This is a genomic window from Steroidobacter cummioxidans, assembly GCF_003104955.1.
Genome location: NZ_LSRW01000051.1, coordinates 1 through 13,578, shown reverse-complemented (window position 1 = coordinate 13,578; position 13,578 = coordinate 1). Strand labels below are relative to the sequence as shown.

The 13,578-nt window shown below is 63.4% G+C and carries 12 protein-coding genes and 1 pseudogene; 2 read left to right on the top strand and 11 right to left on the bottom strand.

Features of this window, described 5'->3' with window-relative positions; all coding sequences use genetic code 11:
* Positions 1–155: 155 nt before the first annotated feature.
* Together cysS and gltX are read right to left on the bottom strand one after the other, a co-directional pair.
* On the bottom strand, positions 156–1,550 hold the full coding sequence (cysS, locus tag D0550_RS23240) for a cysteine--tRNA ligase (protein WP_116811582.1): 1,395 nt from the start codon (positions 1,548–1,550) through the stop codon (positions 156–158).
* Between the two features lie 12 nt (positions 1,551–1,562).
* Positions 1,563–3,005, bottom strand: coding sequence for a glutamate--tRNA ligase (gene gltX / locus D0550_RS23235; RefSeq protein ID WP_206606485.1), 1,443 nt, complete (start codon positions 3,003–3,005; stop codon positions 1,563–1,565).
* Between the two features lie 136 nt (positions 3,006–3,141).
* Between gltX and D0550_RS23230 the strand changes: the two genes are divergently transcribed.
* Complete coding sequence (locus D0550_RS23230; protein ID WP_116811581.1) at positions 3,142–3,720, top strand: peptidylprolyl isomerase; 579 nt, start codon at positions 3,142–3,144, stop codon at positions 3,718–3,720.
* Positions 3,717–4,469, top strand: a complete 753-nt coding sequence (lpxH, locus tag D0550_RS23225; protein ID WP_116811580.1) for a UDP-2,3-diacylglucosamine diphosphatase — start codon at positions 3,717–3,719, stop codon at positions 4,467–4,469. The genes D0550_RS23230 and lpxH overlap by 4 nt, the downstream gene beginning before the upstream one ends.
* 296 nt (positions 4,470–4,765) lie before the next feature.
* Here the strand turns inward: lpxH and D0550_RS23220 are convergent, their stop codons facing one another.
* From D0550_RS23220 to D0550_RS36480, 9 genes and pseudogenes are all read right to left on the bottom strand, one after another.
* Entirely contained in the window at positions 4,766–5,416 is a 651-nt protein-coding gene (locus D0550_RS23220; RefSeq protein ID WP_116811579.1) for a MiaE family protein, read from the bottom strand.
* A complete protein-coding gene (locus D0550_RS23215) occupies positions 5,413–6,711 on the bottom strand; it encodes a serine/threonine-protein kinase (protein WP_116811578.1) in 1,299 nt (432 codons plus the stop codon). Before D0550_RS23215 ends, D0550_RS23220 begins: the two co-directional genes overlap by 4 nt.
* 30 nt (positions 6,712–6,741) lie before the next feature.
* Complete coding sequence (purF, locus tag D0550_RS23210) at positions 6,742–8,244, bottom strand: amidophosphoribosyltransferase (RefSeq protein ID WP_116811577.1); 1,503 nt, start codon at positions 8,242–8,244, stop codon at positions 6,742–6,744.
* A 2-nt stretch (positions 8,245–8,246) separates the two neighbouring features.
* Positions 8,247–8,774 (bottom strand): CvpA family protein, encoded by a 528-nt coding sequence (locus D0550_RS23205; RefSeq protein ID WP_116811576.1) that lies wholly within the window; start codon positions 8,772–8,774, stop codon positions 8,247–8,249.
* Positions 8,775–8,881: 107 nt separating this feature from the next.
* On the bottom strand, positions 8,882–9,616 hold the full coding sequence (locus D0550_RS23200; protein ID WP_153067292.1) for an SPOR domain-containing protein: 735 nt from the start codon (positions 9,614–9,616) through the stop codon (positions 8,882–8,884).
* 56 nt (positions 9,617–9,672) lie between these two features.
* Entirely contained in the window at positions 9,673–10,947 is a 1,275-nt protein-coding gene (gene folC / locus D0550_RS23195) for a bifunctional tetrahydrofolate synthase/dihydrofolate synthase (RefSeq protein WP_116811574.1), read from the bottom strand.
* Between the two features lie 91 nt (positions 10,948–11,038).
* A pseudogene (accD, locus tag D0550_RS23190) lies at positions 11,039–11,893 on the bottom strand (acetyl-CoA carboxylase, carboxyltransferase subunit beta); the annotation flags it as partial.
* Between the two features lie 149 nt (positions 11,894–12,042).
* Positions 12,043–12,855 (bottom strand): tRNA pseudouridine(38-40) synthase TruA, encoded by an 813-nt coding sequence (truA, locus tag D0550_RS23185; RefSeq protein WP_116811572.1) that lies wholly within the window; start codon positions 12,853–12,855, stop codon positions 12,043–12,045.
* Between the two features lie 335 nt (positions 12,856–13,190).
* Entirely contained in the window at positions 13,191–13,541 is a 351-nt protein-coding gene (locus tag D0550_RS36480; protein WP_275129274.1) for a FimV C-terminal domain-containing protein, read from the bottom strand.
* Positions 13,542–13,578: the final 37 nt, after the last annotated feature.

Below are 13,578 nucleotides of genomic sequence, written 5' to 3'. Positions count from 1 at the left end.
GCAGCGTCAGATGTGTATAAGAGACAGCAACAGCAGGGCTCATCAGGGACGTGCGGTGTAGGAGCGCTAGCGCTCCGGCCGTGCCCGGTGCCGGGAGGAGCTAAGACACTCCCGACGACGCAGACCACCAACGCCCTCTTACAGCGACGCCAACCTCAGCTCCGACGCCAAGCAGTAGTCCCATCCGGCTTATCTTCAAGCACGATCCCCGCATCAGACAATTGCTGCCTGATCCGATCCGCCTCTTTGAAATTCCTTCCTGTGCGCGCCGCCTTGCGCTCACCGATCAACCGCTCAATATCAGCATCGCCGAGCGACGAAGCGCCCACGCCTTTGCGCAGGAACTCTTCCGGCGCCAGCTGCAATAAGCCCAGCACGCCGGCCAACTTCTTCAGCTCGGCCGCAAGGGCACTCGCCAAAGCAGCATCGCCCGCGCTCTTCGCGCGATTGATCTCCGTCGCCAATGTTTGTAATGCCGCGATCGCGTCAGGCGTGTTGAAGTCGTCATCCATTGCCGCTTCAAAACGTCGCGTCGCTTCGCTCGGCTGGAAGCTGCTCGCCGGTGTCACATCACGCAGCGCGGTGTACAACCGCCCCAACGCCGCATCGGCCTGCTCGATCTGCACGAGCGAGTAATTGATCGGTCCGCGATACTGGCTCGACGCGAGGAAGAACCGCAGCACTTCCGGATCTCGCAGATGCCCCGAATCCAGCACATCGCGAATACGGAAGAAGTTGCCGAGCGACTTCGACATCTTCTCGTCGTCGACATTCACGAAGCCGTTGTGCATCCAGAACGACGCGAACGTGTCGCCCGTGGCCGCGCACGACTGCGCGATTTCGTTCTCGTGATGCGGGAACTTCAAATCCATGCCGCCGCCGTGGATGTCGAAGTGCGAGCCGAGCAGATCGAGTGACATCGCCGAGCATTCGATGTGCCAGCCCGGTCGGCCGTCGCCCCACGGCGAGGGCCAGAACGGCTCGCCCGGCTTGGCTCGCTTCCACAACACGAAATCCGCCGGATCGTGTTTCGCTTCATCCACCGCGACGCGCGCGCCCGCTCGCAGGTCTTCCAGATTGCGGCCGGACAACTTGCCATACGGTGCGAACTTCGACACCGAATACAGCACGTCGCCGTTGCTCGCGACATACGCGTAACCCTTGTCGATGAGCTGCTGGGTCATCGCGATGATGCCGGGGATGTGTTCCGTCGCCTTCGGCTCGTGCGTCGGGCGCAGGATGCCGAGACGGTCGTAGTCCTCGTGCATGAACTTCGTGAAGCGTTCCGTCAGCGACTGGATAGTCTCGCCGTTCTCCGCGGCCCGCTTGATGATCTTGTCATCGATGTCCGTGATGTTACGAACGAAGTTCACCTGGTAGCCGCGATACTCCAGGTAACGCCGCACGATGTCGAACGCGACTTTGGAGCGCGCGTGGCCGATGTGGCAGAAGTCATAAACCGTATCGCCGCAGACATACATGCGGACGACGCCCGGCTCGTGGGTGGTGAATTCGTCCTTGCGACCGGTCAGTGAATTGAATATCTGCATAGTCTGATTGTGTCAGGCCGCCAGCCGGCGGGCATGCTCGAGACGTGCCTGCACTTCGGCGAACGGCAGCATGGCCAGCATCGGCGCCAATTCCGGCCCATGAGTGAAGCCCGTCAACGCGGCGCGCAACGGCATGAACAACGCTGGACCTTTCTTGCCGGTGGCCTGCCCCAGCGCTTTCACGGCCTGTTTGAAGTCCGAGCCTGGATGACCGATGACCTGCAGCGCCTCGGTGAAAAAGCCTTCGCCCGCTTCGCGGATCGCGGCGAGTGCAGCGGGCTCGAATTCGTCGAGCTTGCCGAAAATGACCTTGGCCCAGATCTTGGCGTCGGACGGCAGCTCGATGTTCGCGCGTGCGACGGTCACGAACTGCGCCTGTTGCTGAGGATCCAGACTCGGCGGCAGCTCGGCCGCAATCCAGTTCAAGAACTCCTCCGCCGACAGATGCGCGACTGTTTCTTTCTGCCAGTGACGCAACTGCGCTTCATCGAACTTGGCCGCGGCGCGACCAAGGCGATTCAAATCGAAGTCGGCAATCACGCCCGCCTCGTCCAGCCAGCCATCGCTCACGCAGGAGTGACCGAGTCGCACCAGATGATTGCGCAGAGCGCCCGGCAAATAACCGTGCTCGCGCAGATCTCGGAGACTCGTGTCACCGTGACGCTTGGAGAGCGGCGCGCCATCCATGCCGAGCAGCAGCGCCACGTGGGCGTACTGAGGAATACGCAAGCTCAGCGCCTGCAAAATCAGGATCTGGCGCGGTGTGTTGGTCATGTGATCGTCGCCACGCAGGACCAGCGTCACGCCCATCAACGCATCGTCGACCGCATTCGAGAAAAAGAACGCGGTGCTGCCGTCCGTGCGACGGATGATGAAATCGCCGATGTCGTCGGTATTGAAACGCTGCTCGCCGTGGACCACGTCGACGAACGACACCACCTGCTTCTCCGGCACGCGGAAGCGCAGCGCTGCGGGCAAGCCTCGAGCCAACCGTTCAGCGCGCTCTTCCGTCGTGAGATTCCGGCAGGTGCCGGCATAACGCGGCGGCTGCCCGGCGGCGAGCTGGCGCTTGCGCGAAATGCTCAGCTCGGTAGGCGTGCAGAAGCAGGGATACGTCAGCCCTGCTGCATCCAGTCGCGACAGCCACTCGTCATAAAGCGCCCGGCGCTCCTGCTGGCGGTAAGGCGCGTGCGGACCGCCGATATCCGGCCCCTCGTCCCAATCCATCCCGAGCCATTTCAGATCGGCGTACAGCGCGACCATGAACTCTTCGCTGGAGCGCGCCTCATCGGTGTCCTCGACGCGCAGAATGAAGCGCCCGCCGGCCTTGCGGGCCGCGAGAAAACTCAGCAGCGCGGTGCGAGCGTTGCCCAGGTGCAGATACCCGGTCGGGCTGGGCGCGAAGCGCGTGACGAGCAAGTCTGGCGAATCTGACGACATCGAATCTGAAGGCATTGGGGCTTGCTTCCGTGTAGCCGCGCATTCTATACGGCCGGAGCTACTGGCGCTGTAAGACCCGTGGGAGAACCGGCGTCTGGCCACGCGGCGGTCTTTGATAAGATCGCCGGCCTAATCCCTACGGCGGTCACTCATGCGCATACCCGGATTTGCTCGCCTCCTCGGCCTGGTTGCGGCTCTGCTGCTCGGCTTCTCGTCGCTGGCCTCGGCCCAGTCCGCGCCTCGCGTGCGGGTGGAGACGAGCCTCGGCAGTTTCGTGATCGAGCTGGATCCGCAGCGTTCGCCGCTGACGGTGGCGTCGTTTCTCGAATACGTGAAAGCCGACCATTACACCGACACCGTGTTCCATCGCGTGATCGGCAATTTCGTGGTTCAGGGCGGCGGTTTCGACACCAAATATGTCGAAAAGCCGACCCGCCCCGGCACGCCCAACGAGTCCGGCAATGGCCTGTCGAACCGTCGCGGCACGGTCGGCCTCGCGCGCACTGGCGAGCCTCACAGCGGCACAGCCCAGTTCTATGTGAACCTGGCGGACAACGCCGCGCTCGATCCGCAGCCCAGCCGCTGGGGTTACACCGTGTTCGGACGCGTGATCGATGGCATGAACGTGGTCGATGACATCGGCGCGGTGGCCACCGGCAACCTCGGGCCGTTCGATCGCGACGCGCCGCTGCAGCCCATCCTGATCAAACGGGTCGAAGTGTTGCAATGAGCGCGACCGCGTCCAGTCCGGCGACGCTGTTCATTTCCGACCTGCACCTGGACGGCGAGCGCCCCGACATTACGGCGCAATTCCTGGATTTCCTCGACCACGAGGCGCGGCAGGCGGCGGCGCTGTACATCCTGGGCGATCTGTTCGAGGCCTGGATCGGCGACGACGATCCGGACGCGGACAAGCAGCGCGTCATCGCGGCGTTGAAGTCGCTGACGCAGGGCGGCGTGCCGGTTTATTTCATTCACGGCAATCGTGACTTTTTGATCGGGCGGCGGTTCGCCAGGGACACCGGGGTGAAATTGCTGCCGGACGGGACGCTGATCGAGCTGTACGGCAAGCGCGTGCTGCTCATGCACGGCGATACGTTGTGTATCGACGATCCGGATTATCAGCGCTTGCGACGAATCGTTCGCAATCCGATCGTGCAGTTCGTGTTGCGGCGGTTGTCGCTGGCCCAGAGGCAGAAGCTGGCGGCGAAGATGCGGGCTGGCAGCAAGAAGCACATCGAGTCGATGGATCGGAGCAAGCCGCAGATCATGGATGTGAATCAGGGCGCGGTGTGTCGCACGTTCGAGCAGGAACATGCGGATGTGATCGTGCATGGTCATACGCATCGGCCGGCGATTCACGATGTGCCCGTGGGAGATCACGTCGCCAAGCGCATCGTGCTGGGCGATTGGTATGAGCAAGGGAGCGTGCTCAGGTGGAATGAGCGGGGGTTTGAGCTGGCGGGGTTGGGGCGCTGAGGCTGTTGACGTCGGATTAAGAGGCTCGGTGGTCAGCGTCGTCGGGAGGGTCTTAGCTCCTTCCGGCACCGGGCACGGCCGGAGCGCTTGCGCTCCTACACCGCACGTCCATGATGAGCCCTGCTGTTGCGGCCCCGTCCATGTGCCGCAAAGCTGCCGGAAGGAGCTAAGACCCTCCCGACGCCGCCGAAACGTCACAGCGGGCGCAGGCGATGTTCCGAGAGGAGCTAAGACGCTCCCGACGCCGCCGAAATGTCACAGCGCGCGAGCGCTATCCCGGAATCGGAGTTGGTGGCTCAGCTTGTGGGCGAGCCGGAGTGGAAGCGGAATTGTGGGTCGGGGCTCGTGGCCAATTCGGCTTCGATTGTGGCGAGTTGCTGCAATCTTGCGCGCCAATCAATATCACCCGCTCGCTGTTCGGCGAGGCGCAGATACAAACCTTGGTGTCTGGCTTCTGACACGGCGAGGCCGATGTAGAAGCCGCGCAATGGCTCGGACAGCATTGGGCCGAGACCTTCGAAGCGCTCGCAGGAGCGGGCTTCGATGAGCGCGCCACACAACAACAAATCCAGTAGCCGCGCCGGCTCGGCGCGATTGATGGCGGATCGCAAACCTTCCGCGTAACGCGCTGGCTGCATGCGAGTGAACGGCACATTCAGTTCCTGCATCAGCTTCTGCACTTGCTCGAAGTGACGCAGCTCTTCACGCGCGAGACGTGACAGCTTGTCCGTGAGCGCCATGTCTTCGGGATACGAGAAGATCAGACTGAGTGCTGTCGAAGCAGCTTTCTTTTCGCAATTGGCGTGATCGACGAGCAGCTCGCGCCAGCGCTCGCAAGCAACCTCGAACCAGCGAGCCGGGGTCGGCGCGAGCAGCACGCCAGCGTAGCGACTCGAGAGGCCTGCGCCAGGCGCGACTATTTCGTCATCTCTGGTCACGGCGTTCATGCGCTGAGCGCCTCGAGCTGCATCGCCTCAGCTAACAGATCGCGCGCAGAGGCGAACCGATCTGCGGGCTCGATGGCCAGCAGTTTGTTCAGCAGCGGTTGATACACACTCAGCTCACCGCTCAACTGCGGACGCGGCGCGTTGCCGTGGAGATAAATCACTCCCATGGGCGTCGGCGCGAGGAACGGTTTCTTGCCTGTCAACATTTCGTAGAAAATCACACCCAGACTATACAGGTCGCTGCGCTCGTCGAGCGACTGGCCGTGGCCCTGCTCCGGGCTCATGTAATACGGCGTGCCGAAGATTTCGCCTGCGCCGGTCATCTCGACATCGACCTCGATGTGCTTGGCCAGGCCGAAGTCGATGATGGCGAGCGAGCCGTCGGCGCGCTCCATGATATTGCCCGGCTTCAAGTCCCGATGCAGCACACCGACCTCGTGCACGACCTGCAAGGCCGCCGCCATCTGCGACAGATACTGCAGTGCCTCTCGAGGCTCGGTGCGCTTCGCAATCCGGCGACGCAGGTCGCCGCGCTGGAAATATTCCATGGCGATGTACGCGTGATCGTCCGCGATGCCCAGATCGAAGATGCGCACCACGTTGGGGTGACGGATCTTCGAGATCAGCTCGTATTCCTGCAGGAAGCGCGAGAACTGCATGTGCTCATCGCCGGTCTCCGGTGCATCTCGCAACACCTTCAGCACGACCAGATCGCCGGCCCGCTCGCTCTCGGCGAGATAGACCATCGACGTGCCGCCGATCGCGAGCTCGCGAATGCAGCGATGTCCGAGAATCGTCACCGGCCCGAAGCGCGACAGCAGCTCGGCTTGCGAACTGGTCCGCCACAGCGCCAACTCCTGTCGGCGACGCTGAACCGCATCGCGTAGCGAATTCGCCAGCCGTCGATGATCGATGCGCTCGCGAACGATGCATTCAACCGCGCCGCGCTCCACAGCACGCGCAGCCAGCGCAGGATCGTCTCCTGGCGCCAGATAAACGATGGGCGGGAAGCCGGGGCGGTAGAGAAAATTTTCCAGCCACTCCTCGCCTCGGCCGCGCTCGCTGCGATCATCGAGCAGCACAGCGTCATAACCGACGGCGGTGAACGCGGAATGCAGCCGTCCGGAAATCAGCGGCGCGTGAACGCGGCACTCCGCATCCGACCAGACAATGGAGATGTGATGTTCGAGCGCGCGCGCCAGCTCGGTGTGATCGGTGACGATCATCACGCGCGGCGCCAGATTGGCGGACGCCGCGGCGAGAGGTCGGGAAGCTGGGCCGGCAGGCAGAGCCATAACGTCAGCTCACGTTGCCGGCCGGGTCGATCAGACGGCGCGGATGGCTTTCAGCGGCGACTGACGACGCTTCGCCTTGGCCTGATCCGAGCGCTCGTCTTCCAGACGCTTCAGATACGCGGGGGTAATGTCGCCCGTGACGTACTCGCCCGAGAAGCACGACGTATCGAACTGCTCGATGTGCGAATCGTGATGCAGGCATGCGCGCACCAGGTCATCCAGATCCTGATAGATCAGCTTGTCCGCACCGATGGCCTTGGCCACTTCCTCTTCGGTCTTGTCGCTGGCGACCAGCTCGGACGCCGTCGGCATGTCGATGCCGTACACGTTGGCGAAACGCACCGGCGGGGCCGCCGACGCGAAATACACACGGCGAGCACCCGCTTCACGCGCCAGATCGATGATCTGTGCGGAGGTCGTGCCACGCACGATGGAGTCGTCGATCAGCATGACGTTCTTGCCGCGGAATTCGAGGTCGATGACATTGAGCTTGTTGCGCACGGATTTCTTGCGCTGCTCCTGTCCCGGCATGATGAACGTGCGGCCGATGTAGCGGTTCTTCACGAAGCCTTCGCGATACACCACGCCGAGCAGCTGCGCGACCTGCACGGCCGCAGTGCGGCTCGTGTCCGGAATCGGAATGACCACATCGATGTCGTGATCCGGCCAGATGCGCTTGATCTTCTCGGCGAGCAGGTCGCCCATGCGCAGCCGCGCCTTGTGCACGGAGATGTTGTCCATCTTCGAGTCGGGCCGTGCGAAGTAAACGTATTCGAAAATGCACGGGGTATGTTTCGCGGCCGGTGCGCACTGCTGCGAGTACAAGCGACCGTGCTCGTCGATGAACACCGCCTCGCCCGGATTCACATCGCGCTCGAGCGTGAAGCCGAGCATGTCGAGCGCCACGCTTTCGGACGCGAGCATGTACTCGGGACCTTGCGCAGATTCGCGCTTGCCGAGCACCAGCGGACGGATGCCGTGCGGATCGCGGAAGCCGAGCAGGCCGTGGCCGACGATCATCGTGACTACCGCGAAGCCGCCACGCACGCGGCGATAAACAGCGCTCAACGCGGAGAAGATATCCGTCGCCGAGGCGCGCGGTGTCCGCACGCGCGACAGCTCGCTCGCCAGCACATTGAGCAGGACTTCGGAATCGGAGGTGGTATTCAGGTGACGCAGATCTTCACGCGTCAGGACTTCGGCGAGCTCGGCCGTGTTGGTGAGGTTGCCGTTGTGGCCGAGGCAGATGCCGTAGGGAGAGTTGACGAAGAACGGTTGCGCTTCGGAGGCGCTGTCACAACCCGCGGTGGGATAGCGCACGTGGCCGATGCCGACGTTGCCTTTCAGTTTCAGCATGTGATTTTCCTGAAAGACATCGCGCACCAGGCCGGTCTTCTTGCGCATGAAGAGCTCGCCGTCGTGGTACGTCATGATGCCCGCGGCATCCTGGCCACGGTGCTGCAAGACCGTGAGCGCGTCGTAGATCTGTTGATTGACCGGACTGTGTCCGACGATGCCAACGATGCCACACATGCTCAGACTCCTGCTCTACTCAACTCGGAACCCTTCACGGCCTGCTTGTCGAGCACGCTCATGCCGGTCTCCGCAAACGATTGCAGCCAACCCGCCGTTTCCGACGCATAGGGAATCAGCCGCGAGCCCTTCCACCAATGCGTCTCGGTGAGCTGCACGAACTGACCCAACAATACGAACACCGCGACGACTACCGCGCCGCGCACGAAACCGGTGACCAGCCCGAGCAGGCGGTCGACCATGATGCTCAGACCCGAATGGCGGAGCATGTGACCGAGGATGCCCGCCACGATCCAGCTGAGGATCAACACCCCAAGGACGATCAACGTACGCGCAGCCCAGGTACTTACCGGCGGATCGCCGACTCTGCCCGCGAGCAGCGGCTCCACCACAGGAGCATAACGCCAGGCGAGCCACAGACCGCCCAGCCAGGCGATCACGCCGATGGCTTCTCGGACGAATCCGCGGAAAAACCCCAACAGCATCGTGAGAAACAGCACGCCGAGAATCAGGTAGTCAGCACCATTCATAAGCGCAACAACGATTTACGGCCTCGTGACCTGGGGCGCGCGGATTCTAGCAGCGCGGCGCAGTTTGGAAACAACGGCCTGCGCACAGTCGGACGAGCGAAAATCTCTCACGGATGCGCCACCACGGCGGCGCTGGAAATGGTGCCTTTTACAGCCTTCAGCGCGGCCTCGGCGCTGGCGCGGTCCTTGGTGGGGCCAATACGGACGCGGTATAGCGTCTTGCCACCTGTAGTAACCGGCATGACGAATGCGCTGTGACCCTTACCACGCCATTCGTTCATGATGCGTTCGGCCGTCGCCTCGCTGGCATAACTACCCAATTGCACCGCCCAGCCTTTGTCCGTGGGAACCGCCGATTTGGGGGCGGCTGGCGCAGAAGCAACGGCGCGCGGCGCGGGTTTGGGCGATTCAGGTTTTGGCTCAGGTTTCGCCGGCGCCGGCGTGGGTGTCGGTTTGGGCGTTTGGGCCGGTGCAGGGGTTCTCTGCGCAGGCGGTTCAGCAGGTGTCACTGGCCTCGGTTCAGGGAAAGCCTGAGCCACGACAGGGGGCTGCGCAGCGGGTTCCGGGGGCAGCATCTCCGGCGGCGGTGTTTCTTCCGGCGGCGGCGCGCGGTTCTCCGTTTGCTCGACGGGAGTCGGCGGCTGAGCGCCGGGCGACTGACTCAGATCGATGGTGTAGGTCTTGATCGCGGGCTCGCCGCTGCCCTTACCGCCTGCAGCCGTCTGCGCCTGTTTCTCCGCGGAGTCGCGGCTGGGTCCCGAGAGCATCTCGGGAATCAGGATGATGGCCGCGGCCATCAACACAGCCGCGCCGATCAAGCGTTCTTTTACAGGGCGTTCCACGGCGCGAAGTATAAGAGGCGCGGCGCGCGAACGACACGTGAGTTAACCCCTGAAATTCAACTTCTCGCTTGTAACCATTCGAGCGCCGGCCCGACGGTCAGAAATGAACCAAACACGACGACGCGATCGCCCGCGCGCGCCGTCGTCTGGGCAACCTCGCAGCCTTCCGCGACAGTCGCAGCAGTCTTCACTATGCGCGCGCCCAAACCGGCAAGCCGCTGCGCCAACCCATCGACCGGCACGGACCGAGCGCCTGGCAGGCCGATGATGATCCAGGCGTCGAACGAATTGCCCAGAGCGCCGGCGATGCCTTCGATGTCCTTGTCGCCGAGAATGCCGCACACGGCGATGGTTCGCCCGCTCGTGGGACGCGACGCAAGCTGACCGGCGAGCGCCTGTGCCGCCGCGGGGTTGTGTGCCACGTCGAGAATCCAATCGACGGCGGCCGGCTCGGTCCGGCGCACGACCTGAAAGCGTCCGGGCAGAGTCACATTTCGCAGACCCGCGTCGATTGCGTCGCGCGTCACTGGCAGCCGCGACGACAAGCATTCCAACGCACACAGTACGGCCGACGCGTTATCGAACTGCAGGTCGCCTTGGAGCGCCGGGCGCGGAAGATCGTCGTAGCTCGTGCTCCGCCCCCGCCAGGACCAGCGATCGCCATCGCGCTGCCAGCCGAAATCCTGACCGAGACGATACAGCGGCGCGCCGAGCTGCTGAGCGACCGCGCCGATGGATGACGGCATCTCGCGCGAACCAAAGATCGCGGGTTTGCCCGCGCGGAAAATGCCGGCCTTCTCGCGACCGATGCTTTCCACATCCGGGCCGAGCCAGTCGCAATGATCGAGCGCAATCGAGGTGACGATCGCCACATCGGCATCGACCGCGTTGACGCTGTCGAGACGTCCGCCGAGCCCTACTTCGAGCACGATGGCATCGACGCCCGCGGTATCGAACACGAGCAGTGCCGCGATCGTGTTGAATTCGAAGAACGTCAGTGTGTCGGAGTCGCGCGCCGCATCGATGCGCTCGAACGCCGCGACCAGCGACGCGTCAGATACTTCGCGCCCGTCGATGACGATGCGCTCGTTGTAACGGATCAGATGAGGCGAGGTGAATGTGCCGACGCGGTAGCCCGCGGCACGAAGAATCTGCGAGGTGAGCGCGACCGTCGAGCCTTTGCCGTTAGTACCGGCGACCGTAATGACGGGGCACGCCGGTTGCCGCCAGCTCAGCCGCTGCAGCGTGCGACGCATGCGGTCGAGACCGAGGTCGATAGCGCTCGGATGCAGTGTTTCCTGCCAGCGCAGCCAATCGGCCAGGGATCTCATGGAACCGGTCCACCGTGACAACGGAAATATCAGCGGCGCTCACCGCGCCGCTGATCGGAGTCGAACGTGCTTAGGCCGCGACCTTCGGCTGCGGCGCAGGCTTGTGCAGGAAGATGGTCAGCAGACCGGCGATGCGCTCACGCATGTCGCGACGGTCGACGATCATGTCCAGCGCGCCGTGCTCGAGCAGGAACTCGCTACGCTGGAAACCTTCCGGCAGCGTCTCGCGCACGGTTTGCTGAATGACGCGCGCACCGGCGAAGCCGATCAACGCCTTGGGTTCGCCGATGTTCACATCGCCGAGCATCGCGAGACTGGCGGACACGCCGCCGGTGGTCGGATCGGTCAGCACGGAGATGTACGGCAACCGCTCCTTCGCCATGCGAGCCAGCGCGGAGCTGGTCTTCGCCATCTGCAGCAGCGACAACAACGCTTCCTGCATGCGCGCACCACCGCTCGCGGAAAAACAAATCAGCGGCTTGCGATGCTCGAGGCAATGCTCGGCGGCGCGCACGAAACGTTCGCCCACCACGGAGCCCATCGAACCGCCGAGGAACGAGAATTCGAACGCGCACGCGACGATGGGCTCGCCCATCAGCGTGCCGGTCATGACGATCAGCGCGTCTTTTTCCTGCGTCGACTTCTGCGCAGCCTGCACGCGGTCGCGATATTTCTTGGTGTCGCGGAATTTGAGCGGATCTTCCGGCGTGATGTTGTCCGCCAGCTCGACCTGCCCTTCCGTATCGAGGAACGCCTCCAGCCGATCGCGAGCACCGATGCGCATGTGATGGCCGCACTTCGGGCACACATGGAGATTGCGCTCCAGCTCGGCGCGGTACAGAACCGCATCGCAGGCGGCGCACTTCATCCACAAGCCTTCGGGGACGGAGCGCGTGCGGCGCTCGGTCTTGATCCGCGAAGGCATGATCTTTTCGAACCAGGTCATAGTGACAGCCTGAATTTAGAGGGGTGCATCTATACTTGGTCCCGAACCTGCGGGCAAGTTGCCGGAGAACTCGCCGATCGACTGCCAACCCTCAAAGTCGGCAACTTCGTTTGGCAGAGCATCCAGCTGCAGTGGTCAACCTGCTGAGGTCAGGGAACTCGACGGCTCCCTGCTTCCGTAGGAGCCAAAACAGTGAATTCCGGCTCGCTGGGCAGATTCAAGGCCGCGGCGTAGCGGATCCCGGCCAGGTACAGCCCGCCCGGCACGGCGGTCACGCCGCCCAGCGTCCTGTCCTTGTACGCCAGGACTTGGGCGGACCAGTCCACCGGCTGCTCGCCGGTCCCGATCGCGATCAGCACGCCGGCGATGTTCCTCACCATGTGATGCAGGAAGGCGTTCGCGCAGACCGTCAGTACCACCAGCTCGCCATGCCGCGTCACCGAGATTTCATGCAAGTGACGCATCGGCGTTCGTGCCTGGCACTGCGCGGCACGAAACGAGGAGAAGTCGTGCTCGCCGACCAGATGCTGGGCGGCTTCGTGCATTCGCTGCTCGTCCAAATGCTCACGGATCCAGGCCGCGCGCTGGGCGTTGAGCGCCGGTCGAGGCGTGCGATTCAGGATTACGTATCTGTAGCGGCGCGCCAGGGCCGAATAGCGGGCGTGAAACCCCTCCGGCACTTCGCGCGCCCACAAGACACTGACCGTCTTGGGCATATTCGACACCGCACCCAGCATCCAGGCGCGTTCGGTACGCGTTGCCGTGGTTTCGAAGTGCACGACCTGCATGGCCGCGTGCACGCCGGCGTCGGTGCGGCCAGCAGCTACGACTTCCACCTTGTGATTGGCAACGACGGACAAGCCTTCTTCCACGACGGACTGCACCCCGCAGGCGTCCACCTGCGATTGCCAGCCGGCGAAGTTGCTACCGTCGTATTCGATGCCGAGGGCGATTCGAGGCATTCAGAGGTTTGGCAAGGAAGGGAAAGGTTAGAAGTTCAGCGCTGCCGCGCGATTATCGCAGCGTCCACCGGCATGTCGACGCCCACTCTTCCTGCGACGTATCGGCGACTGTCGGGAAGGGGGGTATCTCCTCCCGGCAGCTTTGCGATACATGGACGGGACCGCAACAGCAGGGCTCATCATGGACGTGCGGTGAGGAGCGCAATGCGCTCCGGCCGTGCCCGGTGCCGGGAGGAGATACCCCCTTTCCGGCAGGCGCGAACCACCGCGCTAGCGCACAACACAATCGCTTCCGGGGAAGGGCCGGGTGAAAGCCCGGCCCGTCAAACAAGATTCTAGCGGATCGAGTCCATCAGGCGCTGAGCTTCCTGCTTCTGGCTCGGATTACCTTCCGAGAGCACCTCGTCGAGGATGCTGCGGGCGCCATCCGGGTCGCCCATGTCCATGTAGGCGCGCGCCAGGTCGAGCTTGGTGCCGACTTCGCTCATGGTGACCGGCTCGAGCTCGGACAGCTCCATTTCGGTCGCAATGGCGTGGCGTTGCGTCGGCTCGCGGTCCTCGCTCGAGGCGAACAGCGGCTCGCCCACATCCAGATCGAGCCCGCCGCGCGGCACTTCCTGCGTGCGCTCTTCGCTGCCGAACACATCGCTGGAGAAAATGTCGTCGTCCTTACGCGGCTGACGCACGGTGTCGGTGCCTGTCTCTTATACACATCTCCGAGCC

Excerpts from the sequence above, each read along its gene's own strand:
- purF (WP_116811577.1), bottom strand. The coding sequence starts at position 8,244 with ATGTGTGGCATCGTTGGCATCGTCGGACACAGTCCGGTCAATCAACAG.
- folC (WP_116811574.1), bottom strand. The coding sequence starts at position 10,947 with ATGAGATCCCTGGCCGATTGGCTGCGCTGGCAGGAAACACTGCATCCG.
- D0550_RS23220 (WP_116811579.1), bottom strand. The coding sequence starts at position 5,416 with ATGAACGCCGTGACCAGAGATGACGAAATAGTCGCGCCTGGCGCAGGC.
- gltX (WP_206606485.1), bottom strand. The coding sequence starts at position 3,005 with ATGCCTTCAGATTCGATGTCGTCAGATTCGCCAGACTTGCTCGTCACG.
- truA (WP_116811572.1), bottom strand. The coding sequence starts at position 12,855 with ATGCCTCGAATCGCCCTCGGCATCGAATACGACGGTAGCAACTTCGCC.
- lpxH (WP_116811580.1), top strand. The coding sequence starts at position 3,717 with ATGAGCGCGACCGCGTCCAGTCCGGCGACGCTGTTCATTTCCGACCTG.
- cysS (WP_116811582.1), bottom strand. The coding sequence starts at position 1,550 with ATGCAGATATTCAATTCACTGACCGGTCGCAAGGACGAATTCACCACC.
- D0550_RS23215 (WP_116811578.1), bottom strand. The coding sequence starts at position 6,711 with ATGGCTCTGCCTGCCGGCCCAGCTTCCCGACCTCTCGCCGCGGCGTCC.
- D0550_RS23230 (WP_116811581.1), top strand. The coding sequence starts at position 3,142 with ATGCGCATACCCGGATTTGCTCGCCTCCTCGGCCTGGTTGCGGCTCTG.
- D0550_RS23205 (WP_116811576.1), bottom strand. The coding sequence starts at position 8,774 with ATGAATGGTGCTGACTACCTGATTCTCGGCGTGCTGTTTCTCACGATG.